Raw genomic sequence first — 6748 nt, 5'->3', positions numbered from 1 at the left:
TCCTTGGCGAGAATGCCGGTGAGGACTTCGATGGCACCTTTGGTCGCCGCGTAGATGCCATAGGTTTCGAATTTCAGGGCGGCGACTGAAGATGAGAGGTTCACGATCCGCCCGCCATCCTGTAGGCGTTTGGCCGCTTCGCGCATGGTGTTGATCGATCCTTTGAAGTTGATGTCGATCTGGCTGTCGATCAGGGCGTCATCGGCTTCGGCGAGGGCACTGAGCTTCATGATGCCCGCGTTGTTGATGAGCACGTCAACTCCGCCGAACGCGCTTTCGGCAAGATCGAACAAACGTTTTACTGCGGCTGAGTCAGCAACGTCAGCTTGTGCTGCGACGGCCTTACCGCCGGATTTCTCGATGTCTGCGACGACCTTGGCTGCTGCGCCTTCAGAACCCGAATAGTTCACGATGACGTTGAAACCATCTTTGGCCAGACGAGTCGCGATTGCCGCGCCGATTCCGCGTGATGCGCCGGTCACAAGCGCTGTTTTGGTCTGATTAGACATGTTTGTCTCCTGAGTGTTGTTGGGCATAAACTGCATATAACTATCGCAGTCTGTCGGATAATTATCTAATACTCGACATCACTATTCTAATATCTCGGATAATAAACTGACCATGGACAAGCTAGACGCGATGCAGGTCTTCGCACGGATCGTTGAACGCCGGAGTTTTACGAAGGCAGCAGAGGATCTTTCCATGCCCCGCTCAACGGTGACCGATGCCGTCAAGAAACTCGAAGCCAAACTGGGCGTGAAGCTCCTGCAGCGCACAACCCGAACTGTCGCTCCAACGCTCGACGGTGAAGCCTATTACCAACGCTGCCTCTCTATTCTTGCCGATGTCGAGGACGCTGAAGAGGCTTTCGCTGGGGCCAAACCAAAGGGTCAATTGCACATCGACGTTCACGGTACGTTGGCGCGCCACTATGTGATGCCGCATCTGCCGAACTTTCTTGCCACCTATCCCGATCTCAACGTCTATATGAGCGAGGGGGATCGGCTCGTGGACCTGATCCCGGAGGGTGTGGATTGTGTGCTGAGGGTAGGCGAGCCACAGGACAGCGACCTGATCGCGCGCCGTGTGGCCATGCTCGAAGAGGTGACGTTGGCCGCGCCTGATTACCTTGCTCGCCACGGCACGCCGCTCAGTCTCGAGGGTTTGCATGGGCACATGATGGTCGGATTCCGCTCGACGGCAACACGGGCCATCCTGCCGCTGGAATTCGGCGAGAGGGAGATCGCTCTTCCCACACGCCTCGACGTCAACGCTGCCGAAAGCTATATCGCGGCGGGCCGCCTCGGGCTGGGGATCATTCAGATCCCCCGCTACCATGCAAAACAGGATCTCGACCTCGGATTGCTGGTCGAGATCCTGCCAGATTATGCACCAAAGCCCTCTTCGGTGTCGCTGCTCTATCCCCGTTATCAACAGCTTTCGCCGCGTGTGCGGGTTTTTATCGACTGGGTAGAAGCGTTGTTTCGCGAGCCGGCCTAATCGTCTTCGTAATTGTGGGTGAAGTCGGAGGGCGCATTCGGCCCCCAAATGTAGAAGGCATCCTTATCAGCGAAATCTCCAGCTTCCCAGTCATGATCGGCCGACACATAATCGATGTCCGAAGAATATTCTGAGTAGCTGCCCCAGGGGTCACGCACGTAATGGAAATAGTTGGAACCGAGCACGTGACGCCCGAGGCCCCAGCCCTTATCGAACCCCTTATCAGCCATTTGCATCGCACCGACCCCGATCTGGTCGATCGATTCAAGATCCCAGCTCGAATGGTGAATGCCGGGTGCCTCCGATTTGGCGAAGGCGATCAAATGATGGTCGCTGCCATGAACGCCGTGCATAAACGCGATACCGTCACCCGAAGTATCCGACACGCGCAGCCCGAGAACCCGACTGTAGAACTCGATCGCTTTAGGAACGTCCCGCGTGAAGATCAGCATATGCGCCAGACGGCGCGGTTGGATCACCGGTGCGTTTGAGTTCGTGACTGCACCGCGTACATTCGCCGGAACTGATACATTCGAGACGAAGGATTTCTCGTTGGGCGAGGTTTTCTCGGCAACATGGATCTCGATGAGATTTTTGTCGTGATCCTCGAACCAAAAGCCGTTGCGCTCGAAACCCGGGGGCGCGTCTTTTAGCGGTACACCTTGGGTTTCAACATAGCGACGGAACGCCTCGAAATCGTCCTCAAACACACCGAACGACAGATAAGACATCTTTTTGCGCGGCCCTTCGGACAAGCTCGCCCATCGATGATTGTTTCCGAACGTGTAGAGGCCGAGCGCATTGCCCTCTTCCCGGACGTCGAGACCGAAGGCGAGATAGAAGCGTCGCGCCTCTTCTAGGTCCGGCACTGCCATATGGTAGTGATCCATCGAATGCACGCCCAGCACGCCTTCGCGGCGGGAGGGTTTGATATATCCAGTGATTGCGGTCATTTCGGGTCTCCTCCCAATGCGACGCCGCTGGGCTCAGTTTTATGCGGCATCCGCGCTTTCGGTTGCTTCGTCCTCGATCCGGTTGCGCAGTACGCCGATCCCTTCGATTTCGACTTCGCAGACATCGCCGGCCTTCATCCAAAGTGGGGGCTTGCGAGCTGCCCCGATCCCCGATGGCGTCCCAGTCACGATCAGGTCGCCGGGCACCAGCGTCATACTCTGGCTCAAGATAGAGACAAGCTTGGCGACCGAGAAGACCATTTGGTCGATCTTGGCGGACTGTACGATTTCACCGTTGAGACGAGTCTCAAGGGTCAGACCAAGAGCACCCTTTGGCAGATCGCCCGCAGTCACGAAACCTGGGCCAAAGGCACCAGTATTGTCGAAATTCTTGCCAATCGTCCATTGCGGCGTCACGTGCTGGAATTCGCGGACCGAACCATCGTTAAAGATTGAATAGCCGGCGACATAGTCGAGCGCGGCGTTTTCGGTAACCTTGAAAGCCGGTTTGCCGATTACCGCGACAAGTTCGCCTTCGTAGTCGAGGGTTTCCGAGATCGCGGGGCGGATGATCGGGTCTTCATGTGCGATCACACCGCTTGCGAATCGCGCGAAAATGGTCGGGTAATCCGGCTGATCATAGCCCGACTCTTCGGTATGGTCACTGTAGTTCAGGCCGACGCAGAGTATCTTGCTCGACCGTTCGAACGGCGACAGATACTGGATGCCTTCGCCCGACAGGGCAGGGGCGGCCTCAAGGGTGTTGCCCGCCGCTTCGAGAGCTGCCGCATCACCGATGAGATCGTCAAGCGTTCCGGGAAACGCTTTGTCCGTCACCGGCAGACCATGCAGTGCGCCGTCTTTCTCAACCGCCATATACGCAATGCCATCGCGCTCGAATCTGACGAATTTCATGGGGTTCCTCCTAGTAAATTTAGTCTCTAACTATTTTCCGTTTGATCTTTTTGTCAACTAAAAATATATTTTTAAGCAAATGTTCAACTCTGTGCGCTGGGAGGCACGCAGACATGTGCAAAGCCTCGGGAGGAGAATCAAAGAACATGGACACTTTTGACTACGATATCGCCGTTATCGGCCGCGGGCCGGTTGGGCTGACGATGGCCATGAGTGCTGCGCAGCTGGGAATGTGTACCGTCGTGATTGAGAAGCACCGCGATCTTTACGGATTACCGCGCGCCGGCCACGTCGATCACGAGATCATGCGGCTTTTCCAGAAATTCGGCATCGTTGATGATGTGTTGGCGGATTGCTATCCGACCACCGAGTACGTCTGGGTCAACGCGCATGGCGAGACACTTCTGGAATTCGACTGGGGCGAGAAGAGCGTCTCGGGCTACAATTCCGACTACATGCAGTTTCAGCCAGTCTTCGAGAACGCGCTGGGGCGCGAGCTTACCGCAGCGCCGACGAATACCGACCTGTTGGGCTGGCAGCTTGTGTCATTCGAGGAAATCGGTGGCGGCGTGCGGTGCACCATCGCGCGCACCGAAACGGTGCCGGGCAGCCATGTGCCAGTCGTCACTGACGAGACCCGCACCTTCACCGCACGTTTCCTGGTGGCCTGCGACGGGGCGAACAGCTCGGTCCGGCAAACGCTCGGCATCGAGCGTCACGATTTCGGCTTCAACGAGAAGTGGCTGGTGATTGATGCGCGCAAGAAGCGCGATCTCGACTTTGAATTCGATTGCGGTCAAATCTGCGATCCGCGTCGGCCGACCACGGTGCTGCCGCTCGGCAAGCGGCATCGCCGCTGGGAATGGGCGGTTCTCCTTGGCGAGGACCCCGAAAGCCTGCTAACCGACGAGGCCGCCTGGCGGTTGCTCGGTGCACTCGGGATGGGTCCCGACGACCTCGATATCGTGCGCCAACTGGTCTACACATTTGAGGCGCGCCACGCCACGGAATGGCGCCGCGGCCCGATCTTCCTTGCAGGCGATGCGGCACATACCACGCCGCCCTTCATGGGGCAGGGGATGTGCTCAGGCATGCGCGACGCGGTCAATCTGGCGTGGAAAATGGACCTCGTGCGGCGCGGGATTGCCAAGGACACGATCCTGGATTCCTATGAGCCGGAACGCTCTCCACATACCGAGGACTGGACGCGCATCTCACTGGAAGCCGGAAAGGTGCCTTGCACGATGGACACGGACGAAGCAGAAGCGCGCGACCAGAAGTTCCGTGACGGCTGGCTTCCGCCGATGCCCGACTTCCCGCAGCTTCGTCATGGCATCATCGCGCTCGACGAAACCGGCAAGCCGCGCCATCTCGCCGGTACGCTGTCGCTGCAGCGTCAGGTCGAAGTCGGTGGCAAGGTGGTTCTGGCCGATGAGGTCTTTGGCACGGGCTTTACCCTGCTCGGTGTGGGGTGCAACCCCGCCGAGCGGCTGAGCGATGCGCAAAGGGCTCTGCTCGAGCGGATCGGCGCAAAGGTCCTGTCGGTTGGCGACCATGCCGGTGCGACCGTGCGTGACGCGGATGACGCTTATGCTGACTGGTTCGAAACTCATGGCATTTGCGCCGTGCTGGTCCGTCCGGATTTCTACATCTACGGCGCGGCCCGTGTGCCAGGCGATATCGGCGGGTTGGTCGACGATATCGCGTCCAAGCTGTGCCTGACCTCATCGGTTGAGGCAACGGCCGCATGACCGAGCTCAAGACGTGTGCCGAAGGGTTCTCCTGGCCCGAGGCGCCGCGCTGGCATGGCGGGGCCCTCTGGATTTCGGATGTGCACAACTTCCGCATCGCGCGCGTGCGATGCGGAAGCGCTCCCGAAACGATACTGAAGGTCGAGGAACGCCCGGCGGGGATGGATTTCACGCCCGACGGCGATCTGTTATATGCGACGTCACTCGCTGCGCGGATCTATCGTTGGCGTGAAGGGGAAGAGACCGAGCTTCTGTTCGATCTCGGCGATGCGCTCGCTGGGAACTTCAACGACATGATCTGCGGACCGGACGGTTGGGCTTGGGTTGGCGAAACTGGTTTCACCTTTGGGAAGGACGATCCGGTTAACTGTGGGCGGATACACGCTTTTCATCCCGATTACGGGTGTCGGATCGTCGCCGAGGACGTCTTTTTCCCCAACGGGATGGTCGTCGTCGGGGATCGGTTGATTGTCTGCGAAACCTTCGGCAAGCGGCTGAGTTCGTTCCGGATCGGCGCGAATGGGGCGCTTGACGATCGCCGGGTTCTGGCCGAGCTGCCGGGGCATCCGGACGGGCTGTGTCGTGACGCCAGAGGCCGGTTCTGGGTGCCGCTGCTCTTTGAGGAACGCTTCGTGTGCGTATCGGAACATGGCGAAATGCTGTCGGAAATCGTGGCACTGGGACGCATGGCGATTGCCTGTGCGTCGCAAGATAGGGCGCTCTCGCTGTGCGTCGCCACTGTCGATAAACAGCCGAATGGTTCGATGCGGCGTATCGGCAGTGTGCTGACTGCCTCGGCGGATTGAATGCTATTTTTATAACAAAAATATATTTTACTTGATTTCGAGTATTTTTCGGCCGACCTTCAGAGTCGCCAATATGTGCCGCTGGGGAGTGCGGCCATCGAACCAACAAGGGAGGATTCCATGAAATTCACACGTCGTGTTGCGCTTGCAGGCCTAATCGGAACCAGCGCTATCCTGACCGGGCTCGCCGCCCATGCCGAAGCTGCGGGCAAAAGCGTCGCCGTCTTGCTTGGCCCGACCCAAGACGCCTTCATCGGCACCTGGGCTGCCACGTTCGAGGGCGATGCCAAGGCGGCGGGAATGGAAGTCCAGATCTTCTCCAGCCCTTTCGACCCGGCACTGCAAGCACGGCAGCTCGATGACGCGGTCGCACAGGACTTTGACGCCATCGTCCTGCAATCCATCAGCCAGAACGCGCTCGTGCCCTCTCTGGAACGGTCGAAAGAAGCGGGTGTCCCAGTCTTTACCGTGATCTCGCAGCCCGACGCCACAGCCGAGGGCCTTTACGTCACCTATGTCGGGGAAAACTCCCGCAGACTGGGCGAGTTGGCAGGTGAGGCCATGGCCGATGCCGCCGAATCGCGCGGGCTTGACGCGCCGAAGATCGCCGCCGTGACCGGCGCGCTGGCCGAGGGCATCGGGCCGATGCGGCTTGCCGGTTTCGAGGAGGCACTAAAAGCACGCCTGCCGGGTGCGGAAATGGTCGCGATCGAGGACGTTCGTTGGAACCCGGTCGATGGTGAACAGGCGGCTGGGCAGCTGATCGCGCGGTTTGCCGGGCAGGGCGGTATCGACGGGTTCTACGGGATGAACGATCGTCTGG

General features: G+C 58.9%; 7 protein-coding genes. 4 read left to right on the top strand and 3 right to left on the bottom strand.

Annotated features, from left to right (window positions below; all coding sequences use genetic code 11):
* Positions 1–509, bottom strand: a 509-nt coding sequence (locus ACN0X0_RS22795) for an SDR family NAD(P)-dependent oxidoreductase (RefSeq protein WP_417281109.1), incomplete at its 3' end; no start/stop codon positions are given.
* A gap of 112 nt (positions 510–621) precedes the next feature.
* Between ACN0X0_RS22795 and ACN0X0_RS22790 the strand changes: the two genes are divergently transcribed.
* The gene (locus ACN0X0_RS22790; protein WP_417281108.1) at positions 622–1500 is read left to right on the top strand and encodes a LysR family transcriptional regulator; all 879 of its coding nucleotides are present in this window, start codon (positions 622–624) and stop codon (positions 1498–1500) included.
* Here ACN0X0_RS22790 and ACN0X0_RS22785 read toward each other — a convergent pair.
* Positions 1497–2453, bottom strand: a complete 957-nt coding sequence (locus ACN0X0_RS22785; RefSeq protein WP_417281107.1) for a VOC family protein — start codon at positions 2451–2453, stop codon at positions 1497–1499. The genes ACN0X0_RS22790 and ACN0X0_RS22785 overlap by 4 nt on opposite strands.
* Before the next feature lie 39 nt (positions 2454–2492).
* The gene (locus tag ACN0X0_RS22780; RefSeq protein ID WP_417281106.1) at positions 2493–3368 is read right to left on the bottom strand and encodes a fumarylacetoacetate hydrolase family protein; all 876 of its coding nucleotides are present in this window, start codon (positions 3366–3368) and stop codon (positions 2493–2495) included.
* 113 nt (positions 3369–3481) lie between these two features.
* Here ACN0X0_RS22780 and ACN0X0_RS22775 point away from each other — a divergent pair, with 113 nt between their 5' ends.
* The 3 genes from ACN0X0_RS22775 to ACN0X0_RS22765 all read left to right on the top strand — a co-directional run.
* Positions 3482–5119, top strand: coding sequence for a bifunctional 3-(3-hydroxy-phenyl)propionate/3-hydroxycinnamic acid hydroxylase (locus ACN0X0_RS22775; RefSeq protein ID WP_417281105.1), 1638 nt, complete (start codon positions 3482–3484; stop codon positions 5117–5119).
* Positions 5116–5925: an SMP-30/gluconolactonase/LRE family protein gene (locus ACN0X0_RS22770; RefSeq protein ID WP_417281104.1), complete on the top strand. Its 810-nt coding sequence runs from the start codon at positions 5116–5118 to the stop codon at positions 5923–5925. The genes ACN0X0_RS22775 and ACN0X0_RS22770 overlap by 4 nt, the downstream gene beginning before the upstream one ends.
* 120 nt (positions 5926–6045) lie before the next feature.
* Positions 6046–6748: sugar ABC transporter substrate-binding protein (locus ACN0X0_RS22765; RefSeq protein WP_417281103.1), on the top strand; the 703-nt coding region annotated here is incomplete at its 3' end.

It is taken from the genome of Celeribacter sp. (genome assembly GCF_048270365.1).
Taxonomy (GTDB): Bacteria; Pseudomonadota; Alphaproteobacteria; order Rhodobacterales; family Rhodobacteraceae; genus Celeribacter.
The sequence above is the reverse complement of the archived record's forward strand: the minus strand, read 5'-3'. Positions and strand labels throughout refer to the sequence as shown.

Coding starts and splice junctions, on each gene's coding strand:
- ACN0X0_RS22780 (WP_417281106.1), bottom strand. CDS start 3,368: ATGAAATTCGTCAGATTCGAGCGCGATGGCATTGCGTATATGGCGGTT.
- ACN0X0_RS22770 (WP_417281104.1), top strand. CDS start 5,116: ATGACCGAGCTCAAGACGTGTGCCGAAGGGTTCTCCTGGCCCGAGGCG.
- ACN0X0_RS22775 (WP_417281105.1), top strand. CDS start 3,482: ATGTGCAAAGCCTCGGGAGGAGAATCAAAGAACATGGACACTTTTGAC.
- ACN0X0_RS22785 (WP_417281107.1), bottom strand. CDS start 2,453: ATGACCGCAATCACTGGATATATCAAACCCTCCCGCCGCGAAGGCGTG.
- ACN0X0_RS22790 (WP_417281108.1), top strand. CDS start 622: ATGGACAAGCTAGACGCGATGCAGGTCTTCGCACGGATCGTTGAACGC.